Genomic DNA, 13,157 nt, shown 5'->3' on the forward strand with positions numbered 1-13,157 from the left:
AGGCTGCCCCTCTTTTTACTTACTGTTTTTCCTGCCGAAACAACTGTAAATTGCGGCGGCAGACAAGATCTTCAAGAAATCCCCCGGGATAAAAGGAATTATTCCCAATAAAACGCCTTGGGTAAAGGATACTTTTAAAGAATTAACTAACCAGAGCGCTCCTGAGATAAGCAGGATCGCCTCTGAGATAAGGAAAAGTAAAACAACTCTATGGAACTTGTTGTGGGTAAATTTTATGCAGAAGCCGCAAAATAAAGCTGCCAGGAAAAATCCATATAGATAACCAGCAGTTGGCCCGGCTAAATAAAGAAAACCGCTTCCTGCTCCAGAAAAAACCGGAAGGCCCAAAGACCCTATTACTACATACAAAATCTGGGCCAGGCCTGCTTTGCGCGCGCCTAAGAAACTAGCGCCCAAAAGCACAAAAAATACCTGCAAAGTAAAAGGCACTGGCGTAAATGGCAAAGGGATGCGCACCAGCGCTCCGACGATATTTAGAATAACAAGCAGGCTTACGCCAGCCACAGCCAAAAACGCCCTTCTGGAAGAAGCCGCGTTCTTATAAATTAATTCCATAAATAATCTCCTTCTTATTATTATAAATCCTGCGCGCGAAAAGTAAATAAAATTATTCCCTGGCTAAACCCAAAATTACTAAACCGCAAAGCAATAAAACCACGCCGATACAGCCTTTAGCGATTACCTTGATAGCGTAAAACCAGTGCATCATCGCCCAAACCCCCGCTGTCACCAAAACTAGGCCCAAAATAAGCTTTAAAAATACGGACAATTTCACTTTGCACCTCTCTTTTCTAGCCATTTGCCATTTGCTATTTGCTATTTGCCAACTGGGGGTTGGCTCTTCCATCTGCGATGGATCCATCCCCATTCCTGCGGGTACATACGGATATAGCGCTCAATTATATCAGTTAAACGCTGCACATTTAATATAATTGTGTCCTGAGAATTTTTGCCTTCTATCAAAGGGACTTCTTCATCAAAGATAATTTTATGCGTATCATCAGCTTGCCTCAGAATAAAGCAAGGCAAAAGAACTGCCCTGGTGCGTTGGGCAAAGATAACCGGGCCTGTGGCAGTAGCTGCCTTGCGGCCAAAAAAATCCACAAATACCCCGGATGTGCCGAAATTCTGGTCAATAGGCAAGAATATTATCTCGTTATTGCGCAAGGCTTTTATGGTATTGTCCACGCAGACATTCTTGGGATAACTGTAAATAGTTTTTACCTTATATTTCTCGCGCTTCTCTAAGAATATTTTCTCTACCCGCGCGTCGTGCATCGGGCGCATGATCCCGCCTATGGCATATCCTTCCAAGCTTAATTTCCCCAGCATAATCGGGAAGTTGCCAAAGTGGCCGCTAACCAAAATCACGCCTCTTTTTTTTGCTAAAGCCTGATCCAATTTTTCCTTGTTGGCAATGGTTATTCTTTCTTTTAAAAGCCAAGGTTTATCCATCATGAACATAAGCTCTAACGATGCTTTAGACATAAAGGTAAAACTATCCCGGGCAATTTTCTCTATTTCTGCTTGTGTTTTATCTGGAAAGGCCATGCGCAAACTTTCCAGGGCGATCTTTCTTTGTCTGGCAATAACCGCATAGCCAAAAGCGGCAATGCCCTTAGCAAAAGGATACAAAAATCTCCAGGGCGTTATGTTTATAATCTTAGCGCAACTAACAAGCCCAATAAAGGCCAGGAATCGCGAAAATTCTTTTTTCTTCTTTTTAAAATCCATTTGTCAGCTATCAGCTTTCAGCTATCAGCTATCAGCTTTCAGCGCATGGCGCCGTAAACTGTTAACTGTAAACTATAACTTATATCCTATTTTTCTTAAGAGGTCTTTTCGTGATTGTTTTTCCTCTTTTGTTTCCACGCCTTTAGGCGGCAATCCGTCAATAACTCCTAAAATACCTCTGCCGGAATCTGTTTGGGCGAGAATAACCTCTATCGGGTTAGCGCTGGCGCAATAGATATTACAGACTTCCGGAACCATTTTAATCGCGTTTAAGACATTAACCGGATACGCGGCTTTTAAGAAAACAATAAAAACATGCCCGCAGGAAACAGCTAAAAGATTATCTTCTGCAAGCTTCAGAAGCTCTCTGTCATTGCCCTCAAGGCGGATCTTACAAACTCCCGAGGCTTCAGAAAAACCTACAGCAAACTTTACTAACGGGACACTATTAACAATTGCCTCATAGATGTCTTCGGCTGTCTTAATGAAATGGCTCTGGCCGATAATTACATTCAAATCATCGGATTTCTTTATCTTTACGGTAACAATTTCCATCTTATTCGCCCCCCTATTTTAGGCTACATATTAACATAAGAATGACAGCAAATCAATCACCAAACACCAAATTACCTGCCTACCGGCAGGCAGGCAAACACCAAATAATACCCAATAATCAATAACCAATTAACCAAACAGATTCGGGTATTGGTAATTGGTATTTGGTTATTATTTGGTTATTGTAAACTTGATTATTGGTTATTAAAAAGTTGTTACTACCCATAAAATATTGTATAATAATTTTATGGAAACAAACGATAATAAGTATAAAACAATCCGCAAGGTTTTAATTATTGTGCTTATCTTAAACTGGCTGGTAGCGGGCTTTAAAATTGCCTTTGGCCTATTTACCCGCTGCGCCAGTATGACTGCCGACGGATTCCATTCCCTTGCTGACGGGGCATCCAATATTATAGGGCTTGCCGGCATCCATTTTGCCAGCCAGCCTAAAGACAGCGACCATCCTTATGGGCACAAGAAATTTGAAACCTTCTTTACTTTAGGCATCGCGGTATTACTGTTCTTGGTAGCCATAGAATTATTCAAAGAAGGCATCGCCCGCTTAGGCAAACCAGTAACCCCAGAAATAAACTTCGCGAGTTTCATTGTCATGATTTCAACCATGATAATCAATATTCTGGTAATGTTATACGAGCGCAACCGCGGCAAAAAACTCTCAAGCGATATCCTGACTTCTGACGCCCTGCACACAAAAGCGGACATCTTTGTTTCCTTCTCGGTTATTATCACTTTAATACTTATCCAGCGGGGATTCTTCCTGGCTGACGCGATTGTCACTTTGGCTATCGCGTTTCTTATCGCTTACAGCGGAATTGGCATCTTAAAAGAAAGTTCGCGTGTTTTATGCGACTCAACAGTATTAGATGATAAATACATTGAGAAAATTGTTCTTTCTGTGCCGGGAGTGCGCACCTGCCATAAAATACGCACCCGCGGAAGGACTGACGATGTGCATGTAGATTTACATGTGCAGGTTACCCCCAGCATGCATGTGGATAAAGCGCACACGGTCAGTGACACTATTGAAGAAACGCTAAAAAAAACCCTGCCCGGAGTAACGGATGTAATTGTGCACATTGAGCCGACTTCTTAAAGAACAAATAAAATTACCCCCGCCAAAGTCACAAACACATCCCCATAGCGGGTGTAAAAAGTATTTCTCAAGGCGCAATCCTGAAATTGACAGCTACTAAAACCACCTATAAAAGTATTTTCCCCGCCTTTTTCTACCAAAGACAATATCTTTCCTGAAGGCGCGATAAAACCTGAAATCCCGGTATTGGCAGAACGCGCCAGGAATACCCTGTTCTCCAGCGCCCTGAAAACTGAAGCCTGCAAATGCTGCCGGGGCGCAGAAGTTTTCTTATACCAGGCGTCATTGGTGATATTCACCAAAAGCCCCGCGCCTTGCTTTACAAAAGAACGCGCCAGCTCCGGGAATAGATCCTCAAAACAGATCAACACTGCGCATTTAACAGAAAAACTTGCCTTCTTGGCGGCAACAGGAAACAATGTGTAATCTTTCCCCGGGCTAATATCGCCTATCGGAGCAATGGATTCTAAGAAAGGAAATACGCCGCGAAAGGGAATATATTCTCCAAAGGGCACAAGGTGCAGCTTGTTGTATACAGCTAAAATATCGCTTTTAGCGGATAAAAGAAGCGCGCTATTATAATATTTTTGATTTTCTGTCCTGACTGCGCCTAAAAGAAGCTGCGATCTTAGCCCACGGTTAAAATCCTGAACAAGCTTAAAATATCGCGGCTGTTCTTCCAATACTACCGGCAAGGCCGCCTCCGGCCAGATAATCAAATCCGGATTATCCGTTCCTGATAAACGCGCGGTTGTTTCCATGAATCTGGCCATAATAAAATCGCGATTATCCTCGGACCACTTTAATTCTTGGTCTATATTGGACTGGACAACCCCTAAGTTTAAATCAAGTTTCTGGCTTAAACTATTTACCTTGTTTAATCTTATAAACCCATAAAAGAGTACTGCCAATAAAACTACAACTGCTACTAACGCCTGCTTCAGGCGCAAATTTAAAGATATTTCTTTTTGCAATAGAATAAACACCCCGGCATTGACCAGAACAATAACAAAAGAAACCCCGTAAACGCCTGCCAAATCAGCTACCTGAATAAAGGGAAGATTTAAATATTGAGAATAGCCTAAACTTGCCCAGCCAAACCCGGTAAAAAGATGCGCCCTTGTGTATTCTAAAACAGACCAGGCCCCCGGGAGAATCCATAAAATACGCATCGGGCTTTTTTTGTTCAGGAAAACCGCGGTTAAAACCCCGAAAACCCCGAAATAACAACAAAGATAGGCAATTAAAACCACTGTCCCTAAGAAAGTTACATGCACCAGCCAATAGATCGCCCCCCACCAAAATATCATTCCCGATAGATAGGCGATAAAAAATGATTTTATAAGCGGCTGTTTTCTTAAAGCAAAGAAAAGCGGCACAAAGGCAACGAATGCTAAATAGGAAAGATTAAAATCCGGAAAGGAAAGAAAAAGTAAAATCCCTGAAAAGGAAGCTAAAATAAAAGGGAACAAATCATTACCTCGTTTTCAGCTATCAGCTGTCAGCCTTCAGCTATCAGCTATTTTCCACAGCACTTCTTATATTTCTTCCCCGAGCCGCAAGGACAAGGTTGGTTTCTGCCGACTTTTTCCGAAGTTGCCTGTTGCTGCGCAACCGGGGCATTTATATTACTACCTGTATCTCCGGGCGCCTGGCCTTGCTCTGGAAACCCTTCGGCATCAGGATGCAACATGCGCTGTGAACGCGCTGAGAAAACCTGTTTGAATTTTTCCTGCTGGCTCTGGGGCTGGAGTTTAAAAATAATCTCTGCCGCCTCTTCTTCAATGGTGGCAATCATTTCCGCAAACATCTCAAAGGCCTCGCGCTTATATTCAATCAAGGGGTCGCGCTGGCCATAGGCGCGAAGCCCAATCCCCTCTCTTAAACTATCCATGGCGTAAAGGTGCTCTTTCCATTTGGTATCAATAATCTGCAAGAAGACCATGCGCTCTAAATGCCTAAGCATCTTTTCGCCGATAGCCTGCTCTTTATTATTGTAATACTCTTGGGCCTTCTCCAGTAAATAGACAGCGGCGTCTTTGGCAGATTTCTCAAAGTCTTTCTTTTCAATTTCTATGCCCAATTTAAGCCGCATCTCATCAAATACCACCTGAAAATCACGCGCTTCCGGGTCATTCTCCGAGGCTACATAGGCATTTACCTTTTCTTCAATTATTTTACCGGCGACATCAAGAATGCTATCTTTAAGCGAAAGCCCCTCTAAAACATCTCTTCTTTGGGCATAAATAACCTCACGCTGCTTATTCATCACATTGTCATAATCCAATAATTGCTTGCGAATTTCAAAATTATGCTGCTCCACGCGCTTTTGCGCCACCTCAATGGATCTAGTTACCCAAGGATGCTCAATAACCTGGCCCTCTTCCAAACCTAAAGCAGCCATCATGCCGCTAATCTTATCTGAACCGAACAAGCGCATCAGATTATCTTCAAGGGAAATATAAAAACGCGATGACCCCGGGTCACCCTGCCTGGCGCAGCGGCCGCGCAGCTGATTATCAATACGCCTTGCCTCATGGCGTTCAGTAGCTAAAACATGTAAACCGTCTAAAGCAACCACCTGCTCATGCTCTTTAAGGCAGGACTGCTTGAAATCCTGCAGGGCCTTCTTAACCTGGTCATTATAATCCGGGGCCTCTTGATCTAACTTATGCTGAATAAAACTTTTAGCTAGGAAATCCGGATTGCCCCCTAAAAGTATATCTGTGCCGCGGCCAGCCATATTTGTGGCAATGGTCACGGCTTTATAATGGCCTGCCTGCGCCACAATTTGCGCTTCTCTTTCATGATGTTTAGCATTTAAAACTTCATGTTCTATCCCGCGCATCTTTAACATCTCTGAAAGCTTTTCGGATTTATCAATGGATACTGTCCCCACTAATACGGGCCTGCCTTTTTCATGCAATTCACAGATTTCATCTACCACTGCTTTAAATTTCTCTTTTTCCGTGCGGTAAATACAATCCGGATAATTATGACGGATCAAGGGCCGGTTGGTAGGAACATTGACCACGTCCAGCCGGTATATATCCTTGAATTCATTGGCCTCGGTAGAAGCTGTGCCGGTCATGCCGGAAAGCTTCTCATACATACGGAAGTAATTCTGAAAAGTCACTGTAGCTAAAGTTTGGTTTTCCCGCTCAATCTTAATGCCTTCTTTTGCCTCTACCGCCTGGTGCAGGCCATCGGACCAGCGCCTTCCGGGCATCATTCTTCCGGTAAACTCATCCACAATGATAACTTCGCCGTCCTTAACCACATAATCCACGTCGCGCTGGAAGAATTCTTTAGCGCGCAAGGCCTGAATAGTATGGTGCCTGAATTCCATAGTATCAATATTATGCAGGCTTTCTACCCCCCAAAGTTTTGCCGCGCGGGATTCTCCGTCTTCAGTCAAAGATATCGTCCTTGCTTTCTCGTCGGCGAGATATTCATACCCTTTGGTTAAATCAATCCCTTTGTGCTTGGCATTAATCTCATCTTTCTCAAGCACTCTTCTGCCCTTTAAAGAATCAGCGATATGCCGGGCAGTATAATATTTATCGGTTGCCTCTTCAGCCGGGCCGGAAATAATTAGCGGGGTGCGCGCTTCATCAATCAAGATTGAATCCACTTCATCCACAATCGCAAAATAAAAACCTCTCTGCACAAGATCTTCAAGGTTGTATTTCATATTATCGCGCAGATAATCAAAACCAAACTCGTTGTTGGTGCCATAGGTAATATCGCAATTATAAGCGGCCTGTCTTTCCTGGTCATCCATTTCATGCTGAATAACCCCCACGGTTAAACCTAAGAATTCAAACACCGGCCCCATCCATTCCCGGTCGCGTCTGGCTAAATAATCATTGACCGTAACAATATGCACGCCCTTGCCTAAAAGCGCGTTTAAATAAGCTGCCAATGTTGCTACAAGGGTCTTCCCTTCTCCGGTGGACATTTCAGAGATTTTCCCCTCGTGCAAAATAACCCCGCCGGCTATCTGCACATCAAAATGCCTCAAACCGATGGCGCGCTTAGAGGCTTCTCTTACTACGGCAAAACTTTCTGCCAAGATATCTTCAAAGATTTTATTGCGGGTGGATTTTATTTTCTCTTTGATGCGGTCCTTCTCCTCGGGTATAGCTACTTCAAAAAGCTCTGCCTCTAACTGTTCTATCTGAGAGGCGCATTCCCTGGCCTTATCGGAAATGTGTTGCCTGAAATAATCTGTTTTCTCTTTTAACTGCGCATCGCTTAAACCAGAAATTGTTTCTTCAAAGGAATTTACTTTATAGACTATCCCCGCCAAATCCGCCATTTTGCTCATTGATGGAGATGGCATATCCGGATGCAAAACAATATTGACTCCGGGAAAATTCTTTACAATGCCGCCCTGCTTGCTTTTTAACACCTGCTGTTTAATCCATCCGAACATTTTAATTTGCTCCTTGCGCCTGTAATTTTAAGAAGGCTTCAATAAAACCCCAGATTTTACCATCTAAAACTGCCGCGGTATCCGCTGTCTCATAATCACTTCTGTGGTCCTTAACCATGTTATAAGGATGCAGCACATAAGAGCGGATTTGGCTGCCCCATTCAATCTTTTTCTTAGGCGTTCCACAGGTTTTTGTTAAAGCAGCCTCCTGCTCCTGCTGCTTTTGCTGATAAATGCGCGCTTTTAATATGTTTAAAGCCACCTGCTTATTTTGATGCTGCGAACGCTCATTCTGGCATTGCGCGGCTAAGCCGGTAGGGATATGGGTAATCCTGACCGCGGAATCCGTAGTATTGACGCTTTGCCCTCCGGCGCCTGATGAACGAAAAACATCAATGCGTAAATCTTTTTCTTCAATTTTGAAATCCACTTCTTCCACTTCAGGGATAGCATCCACTGAAGCAAAAGAAGTATGCCTTCTTTTATTAGCGTCAAAAGGCGAAATACGCACCAGCCTATGCACCCCGCGTTCTGCCTTTAAATATCCGTAGGCATAAGGGCCTTCGACAAGAACAGTAACATTCTTTATCCCTGCCTCTTCTCCAAGCAAAATATCCAAAACCTTGAAAGTAAATTCTTTGCTTTGCGCGAAACGGCTGTACATCCTGAAAAGCATCTCTACCCAATCGCAGGATTCTGTGCCGCCGGCTCCGGAATTAATACTTAAGATGCAGTTATTTTTATCAAATTCACCAGATAAAAGAGTGTGAAACTCCAAGCGGTTGGTTTCTTCAATAATAGAATCAAGGGTCGCCTCTATCTGGCGGATAAAACTTTGCTCCTCGCCTTCGGACAGCTCAAGAAGCTCTTTTGTCTCTGTTGCCCGGAAATACAACTCGTCCCAAGGCTGGACAATGTTCTTTAAAACTTTGATTTGCTTAACAACCTTTGTGGAATTATCCTGATTATCCCAAAATCCTTCCTGGGACATCTGCGCGTTAAGCTGTCTGATCTTCTCTTTATTCTTATCTACATCAAAGATAACCTCGTAGTTGCTGGAGGCGGGCTTGAATGGCTGAAAGCTGATCTTTTATTTCTTCAAACATAACTTTTCTCCTCTTACTATCTTTTCTTGATCCCTCTTAAAGAAAGCGAAAATTCCTCTTTATTGTCGGAAAACCGCATAGCTTCCTCTTCGCTTACCTTGCCTTGAGTAACTAATTTCACCAGGCATTGGTTAAAAGAACACATATTATAAATCTGCCCCTCTTCAATAAAACGGGTTATCTCATCATCCTTGGCTTCGCGGATAAGCCGGCTTATCGTGGGGGTAAGAAGCATAGTCTCATACGCCGGGATGCGGCCTGCCTGGTCTTTAAACGGCATAAGGCGCAAAGAAATAATCCCTTTCAGAAGGCTTGAAAGCTGGATACGGATCTGTTGATGCTGATGCGGCGGAAAGAAATTCACTATTCTTTCCACGCTTTGCGGGGCATTAACCGTATGAAGCGTGCTTAAGACTAACACCCCTGTTTCAGCCGCGGTCAAAGCAGCGGACATAGTTTCGCGGTCGCGGATGTTAGCGATATAGATCACATCCGGGCTCTGCAATGTAAAGGCCCTTAAAGCAGTTTCATATGAAGATACATCCAGCCCCAGCTCCCTCTGATTAACTATGGATTTCTTATCAGAAAAGGTAAATTCTATGGGCTCTTCAATGGTTAGAATATGCCGGCTTGAGTTCTGGTTGATATACTCTATCATACTGGCGATAGTAGTGGACTTGCCGCTTCCCATAGTTCCGGTTAGAAGCACCAGGCCCCTTTTCTCCATGGCGAGGTTTTCCAGCACCTTCGAAGGCAGATTTAACTCTTCGAAACTATTTATGTGGTTGCGCACATTCCTGACTACTATTGAAGGAGAATTGCGCTGACAAAATATGCTGACCCTGAAACGCCTGTCCATTTCCGCCAGATAAAACGCGAAGTCCACATCCATATTATTGCGAAAGGTATCCCTTTGGCCGGCGGTGGTAATCTCCTCTATGGCCTTGTGCATCTGCTCAATAGTCACAATAGAGTTGTCTACGCTGATAACTACGCCATCTATGCGGATATGCGGCAGGCCGCCGACCCTGAAGAACAAATCCGAAGCATCGCGGTTGACCATTTCTTTAAGTAAATCTCTTATCATCATTTTCTTAACCTCCGAAAAGTTATTATACCATCTGCTTAAGGATTTGTCTTTCTAAATCTATCAAAAGCCTTTTCTTATTTGCGCCCTGCGAATATCCCCCCAGTTTTCCAGAAGAAGCTATAACCCTGTGGCAGGGGATAATAATAAGATAAGGATTTCTCTTTAATGCCTGCCCCACTGCGCGGCTTGATAAGGGCAAACCGATCTTACGCGCTACCCATTTATAAGTGCGCACCTGCCCAAATGGAATGCCTAAGACCGCCTTATAAACTTTAATCTGAAAATCCGTCATTTATTATGCAAATTTTTCTTTCTTAAAAGCCTATGATAAGTAATAGCGAATCGATGCGCCTGATCACGGATATGCCGGATAAGATTTAACGCTTTTGAGCCTTCTTTAAAGCGCACTGGAAAAGCGCGATTGACAATATATAAATTTTCTCTTTTTTTAGCGATACTGCATAAAGCAATAGAAAGCCCTAACTTTCTTATTTCCCTCAAGGCTGTCTCTAAATGCCCTTTGCCTCCATCAATAAGCACTAAATCCGGCAAGGCAAGATTGTTTGAAACAAGATAAGAATACCTCCTTCGCACTACTTCCGCCATCATCCCGTAATCATTAACCCCGGAAACAGTCTTGATGCGAAACCTGCGGTAATTATTTTTGTCTGGATGGCCGTTATAAAAACTGACCATTGAAGCGCAGGCCTGCTGCCCGGCAATATTAGAGATATCAAAGGCTTCAATTCTTAAAGGCACTTTTTCTAAATTAAGCGCCTTGCGCAATTGCTCCAAGGCGTCATCATTGCTAAAAGGACTTGCCTGGCGCATCACCGAAAGGGCCTGGATTTGATCCCTTAATCCAGCTGCCTCTTCAAATTCCCGCTTCACGGACTTTTTGTGCATCTTCAAGGAAAGCTCTTGGATTAATTCTTCAAACTTTCCCTCTAAGAAAAGGATGATTTCTTTGATAATCTTTTTATACTCATCCCGGTCCATTGCTCCAACGCAAACAGCCGGGCACATCTTTAAGCGCGCATACAAACAAGGGGCCTTGGGCATCTTGCGGCAGGAGCGGAAACCAAAAAGCCTGCGCACTAATTTCAGTGTCACACGCAAACTTTGCGCATCAGTAAAAGGGCCAAAATACAGGGAATTATCGTTTTTCTTAATCTGGCGCCTGCGGCAAATGGACACTATCGGGAAATCTTCAGAGGTTATTTTTATAAAAGGAAAGGATTTATCGTCTTTTAGATCAGTATTGTAGCGCGGCTGTTTATCGCGGATAAGCTTTGCCTCCAGGATATTAGCCTTAGATTCGGTAGGGGCACTTATATAATCCAAATCCTCTACCCTGGAAACAAGCGCCTGTATCTTTGAAGAAAGCTGCTTGCTAAAATAAGAATAGACCCTTTTCTTTAAAGACTTGGCCTTGCCGATGTAAATAATCTTTTTATCTTTATCCTTAAATATATATACCCCGGGGGCATCAGGCAGGGAAATAACTTTCTTTTTAAGCGCTTCATCCATGTTTTATTTTTTTAAAGTTAACAAACAGAAAAACTGCTTCATTTCACGCAAGCCCAAGATAAAACAGAATAAAACGTAAGAACAAAAGGAAAGAAGCGTCACTAACAATAAATAAGATGCCTTCTGCCAGAAAAATGCCGTTTCCGGAGAGAATTTCTTTAGCCAAAAACAAACCGTGCCCATGCAAACGCTGGCGATGGACACGCGCCATAAACTGCTTAAAGTTTCTTTTAAGGCATGGATGCCGATATGCTTCTCTAAGGCGAAAGACAACACTATCGCGCAGATAAATCCCGCTATGGAGCTTGACAAGGCAATCCCGGAGGCCTTAAGATGAGGAGTCAGAATAAGATTAAAAATAACGCTTAACCCCAGAGACAATGCCGATACCTTCATGGGGATAACCGTATTTTTCAAAGCAAAGAAACACGACTGAAGTATTTTAACCACAGCGTAGAAAGTTATGCCTAAGCTATAGCAGGCAAATACCCGCGAGGTGATAGAAGCCGAATAGGAGTCAAATTTGCCTCCTAAGAAAATACTGGTGATGATCGTATCCGAGAAAATAATGAAAAATACTGACACCGGAAGCATCACCATGAATACCGCGCGCAAAGAAAAAAGAAGGGTTTGCTTAAGGCAAGTTTTATCTTCGCTGCAAGCCTGAACCGACAGATTCGGCAAAACCGCCTGTGATAGAGAATTGCTGAAAACTCCTATTGGGAATTGTATAAGCCGATAGGCAAAATACAAAGCCGCTACCGCGCCTTCCCCGGCTAAAAATGCCAGAGACCCAAAAATAGAATCCACAAAATTACTCAACTGATAAATAGAAGAACTTAAGATCCGCGGCATCATAAGCTTACCGATCGCAATGGCCGCGGGATGCTTAAAGTTTTTAAAAAGACGCAAGCGAAAACCTTTGCGCAAAAGTACCGGTATCTGTATAGCAAGCTGTAAGAACCCTCCTGCCAAAACGCCTCCTGCCAGGCCTAAAGACCCCTCCCCAAAGACTAAAGCAAAAACAATAATCGAGATATTTAGAAGGCAGGGCGCGAATGCCGGAACGCTAAAATGCCCCAGGCAATTTAAAATCGCCATAGAATATGCCGCTAAGCTTACTAAAATTATATAAGGGAAAATAATCTGGTTAAGTTTTATGGTGAGGGCTAATTTCTCTGGAGAAGCGGCAAATCCGGGAGCGATAAGCCGGACAATTACCGGAGACAAAACTATGCCGGCTATCGCAATAGCGGCAAGTATCACCAATAGAAGATTTAAAACTATGTTGGCTAATTCCCAGAATTCTTCTTTGGTATGGTCAAGTTTATACTGGCTAAATACCGGGACAATCGCGGAATTAGCTGCGCCCTCGCCTACCAAGTCCCGGAAAAGATTAGGAATACGAAATGCCACCACAAACGCCTGGGCAAAGGAATAGACCCCGAAAAGCCTGGCCAAAACCACATCCCGTAAAAAACCCAACAGCCGGGATAAAAAAGTAGCCACCCCCATGACCAAGGTTGACTTAATAATCGCGTTATGCTGGCTTCTCATTTATTTTGA

Annotated in this window: 12 protein-coding genes; 1 reads left to right on the forward strand and 11 read right to left on the reverse strand. The window is 43.4% G+C overall.

Translation table 11 applies throughout. The annotated features are described in order from the left end of the window. Nucleotides 1-15: 15 nt before the first annotated feature. The 4 genes from MUF05_05485 to MUF05_05500 all read right to left on the reverse strand — a co-directional run bounded on the left by MUF05_05485 (nt 16) and on the right by MUF05_05500 (nt 2,310). Nucleotides 16-576, reverse strand: a complete 561-nt coding sequence (locus MUF05_05485; GenBank protein ID MCU0666525.1) for a biotin transporter BioY — start codon at nt 574-576, stop codon at nt 16-18. 52 nt (nt 577-628) lie between these two features. Next, a complete protein-coding gene (locus MUF05_05490) occupies nt 629-820 on the reverse strand; it encodes a hypothetical protein (protein MCU0666526.1) in 192 nt (63 codons plus the stop codon). 17 nt (nt 821-837) lie between these two features. Then, nucleotides 838-1,755, reverse strand: a complete 918-nt coding sequence (locus MUF05_05495; GenBank protein ID MCU0666527.1) for a lysophospholipid acyltransferase family protein — start codon at nt 1,753-1,755, stop codon at nt 838-840. 72 nt (nt 1,756-1,827) lie between these two features. Further along, a complete protein-coding gene (locus MUF05_05500; protein MCU0666528.1) occupies nt 1,828-2,310 on the reverse strand; it encodes an adenosine-specific kinase in 483 nt (160 codons plus the stop codon). A gap of 247 nt (nt 2,311-2,557) precedes the next feature. Between MUF05_05500 and MUF05_05505 the strand changes: the two genes are divergently transcribed. Continuing rightward, complete coding sequence (locus MUF05_05505) at nt 2,558-3,427, forward strand: cation diffusion facilitator family transporter (protein ID MCU0666529.1); 870 nt, start codon at nt 2,558-2,560, stop codon at nt 3,425-3,427. Here the strand turns inward: MUF05_05505 and lnt are convergent. From lnt to murJ, 7 genes are all read right to left on the reverse strand, one after another. After that, nucleotides 3,424-4,899, reverse strand: a complete 1,476-nt coding sequence (gene lnt, locus MUF05_05510; protein ID MCU0666530.1) for an apolipoprotein N-acyltransferase — start codon at nt 4,897-4,899, stop codon at nt 3,424-3,426. The two genes, MUF05_05505 and lnt, sit on opposite strands and share 4 nt — an antisense overlap. 47 nt (nt 4,900-4,946) lie before the next feature. Then, the gene (gene secA / locus MUF05_05515) at nt 4,947-7,748 is read right to left on the reverse strand and encodes a preprotein translocase subunit SecA (GenBank protein MCU0666531.1); all 2,802 of its coding nucleotides are present in this window, start codon (nt 7,746-7,748) and stop codon (nt 4,947-4,949) included. 118 nt (nt 7,749-7,866) lie between these two features. Then, nucleotides 7,867-8,971, reverse strand: a protein-coding gene (gene prfB, locus MUF05_05520; GenBank protein MCU0666532.1) for a peptide chain release factor 2 whose coding sequence is annotated in 2 segments (ribosomal slippage) — nt 7,867-8,901 and nt 8,903-8,971 — 1,104 coding nt in all. Because the reading frame shifts where the segments join, the coding sequence is not laid out codon by codon here. 16 nt (nt 8,972-8,987) lie between these two features. Beyond that, nucleotides 8,988-10,061, reverse strand: coding sequence for a PilT/PilU family type 4a pilus ATPase (locus tag MUF05_05525; GenBank protein MCU0666533.1), 1,074 nt, complete (start codon nt 10,059-10,061; stop codon nt 8,988-8,990). A gap of 22 nt (nt 10,062-10,083) precedes the next feature. Further along, nucleotides 10,084-10,353: an MGMT family protein gene (locus MUF05_05530; GenBank protein MCU0666534.1), complete on the reverse strand. Its 270-nt coding sequence runs from the start codon at nt 10,351-10,353 to the stop codon at nt 10,084-10,086. Further along, a complete protein-coding gene (locus tag MUF05_05535) occupies nt 10,350-11,591 on the reverse strand; it encodes an excinuclease ABC subunit UvrC (GenBank protein MCU0666535.1) in 1,242 nt (413 codons plus the stop codon). The genes MUF05_05530 and MUF05_05535 overlap by 4 nt, the downstream gene beginning before the upstream one ends. Before the next feature lie 3 nt (nt 11,592-11,594). Then, the gene (gene murJ, locus MUF05_05540) at nt 11,595-13,148 is read right to left on the reverse strand and encodes a murein biosynthesis integral membrane protein MurJ (GenBank protein ID MCU0666536.1); all 1,554 of its coding nucleotides are present in this window, start codon (nt 13,146-13,148) and stop codon (nt 11,595-11,597) included. Between the last annotated feature and the right edge of the window lie 9 nt (nt 13,149-13,157).

The sequence above is a fragment of the Candidatus Omnitrophota bacterium genome, assembly GCA_025453395.1.
Lineage (GTDB): Bacteria > Omnitrophota > Gorgyraeia > Gygaellales > Profunditerraquicolaceae > JAlOQK01.

What these genes read in the sequence shown, in the direction of transcription:
- MUF05_05490 (MCU0666526.1), bottom strand. Translation starts at nt 820, where the DNA reads ATGGCTAGAAAAGAGAGGTGCAAAGTGAAATTGTCCGTATTTTTAAAG.
- secA (MCU0666531.1), bottom strand. Translation starts at nt 7,748, where the DNA reads ATGGCGGATTTGGCGGGGATAGTCTATAAAGTAAATTCCTTTGAAGAA.
- MUF05_05500 (MCU0666528.1), bottom strand. Translation starts at nt 2,310, where the DNA reads ATGGAAATTGTTACCGTAAAGATAAAGAAATCCGATGATTTGAATGTA.
- murJ (MCU0666536.1), bottom strand. Translation starts at nt 13,148, where the DNA reads ATGAGAAGCCAGCATAACGCGATTATTAAGTCAACCTTGGTCATGGGG.
- MUF05_05505 (MCU0666529.1), top strand. Translation starts at nt 2,558, where the DNA reads ATGGAAACAAACGATAATAAGTATAAAACAATCCGCAAGGTTTTAATT.
- MUF05_05535 (MCU0666535.1), bottom strand. Translation starts at nt 11,591, where the DNA reads ATGGATGAAGCGCTTAAAAAGAAAGTTATTTCCCTGCCTGATGCCCCC.
- MUF05_05495 (MCU0666527.1), bottom strand. Translation starts at nt 1,755, where the DNA reads ATGGATTTTAAAAAGAAGAAAAAAGAATTTTCGCGATTCCTGGCCTTT.
- MUF05_05530 (MCU0666534.1), bottom strand. Translation starts at nt 10,353, where the DNA reads ATGACGGATTTTCAGATTAAAGTTTATAAGGCGGTCTTAGGCATTCCA.
- MUF05_05525 (MCU0666533.1), bottom strand. Translation starts at nt 10,061, where the DNA reads ATGATGATAAGAGATTTACTTAAAGAAATGGTCAACCGCGATGCTTCG.
- MUF05_05485 (MCU0666525.1), bottom strand. Translation starts at nt 576, where the DNA reads ATGGAATTAATTTATAAGAACGCGGCTTCTTCCAGAAGGGCGTTTTTG.